The following is a 668-nucleotide window of genomic DNA, read 5'->3' as shown; positions in this document are numbered from 1 at the left end:
ACCGGATCAGCCCTTCCTGCCGCGGAGCCTGCGCCACTTGTCGGCGACCCCCCACTTGGTGACCAACACGATGGACTCGGCGACGATGGCGCCGCTCATTTTCGAATCACCGAATTCACGTTCGACGAAGGTGATCGGTACTTCGCGAACAGTGAGCCCGGCCTTCAATGTTTGCCAGGTCAGGTCGATCTGGAAGCAGTATCCGACCGATTCCACGCTGTCCAGATCGATGGTGCGCAGTGTCTGGGCCCTGAAGGCGTTGTACCCTCCGGTGATGTCGCGGACGGAAACGCCCAGCATGAGCCGGGAGTACAGGCTTCCGGCCAGGGAAATTGCCTTGCGGTGCACGGGCCAGTTGACCACTTTGCCGCCGGGCATCCAGCGCGACCCTTTAACCATGTCGGCGCCGTTCTGCAGCGCGCCCAGCAGCCGGCTCAGTTCCTCCGGCTGGTGGGAGCCGTCGGCGTCCATTTCCACCAGGGCCTCGTACCCGGCGTCGAGTCCCCACCGGAATCCGGCGATGTAGGCCGCTCCCAAACCCGCTTTACCTTCGCGGTGGAGCACGTGGATGGCGGAATCGTCAGCAGCCATCCGGTCCGCCAACTCTCCGGTGCCATCCGGCGAGTTGTCGTCGACAACCAGGATGTCGGAGCCGGGAAAGGCGGTGC

General features: G+C 64.1%; 1 protein-coding gene. It reads right to left on the bottom strand.

Features of this window, described 5'->3' with window-relative positions:
* Window positions 1-6: 6 nt before the first annotated feature.
* Window positions 7-668: polyprenol monophosphomannose synthase (locus AC5RWT_RS37935; protein WP_494084699.1), on the bottom strand; the 662-nt coding region annotated here is incomplete at its 5' end.

This window comes from Arthrobacter sp. Dra40 (genome assembly GCF_059091905.1).
The sequence above is the reverse complement of the archived record's forward strand: the minus strand, read 5'-3'. Positions and strand labels throughout refer to the sequence as shown.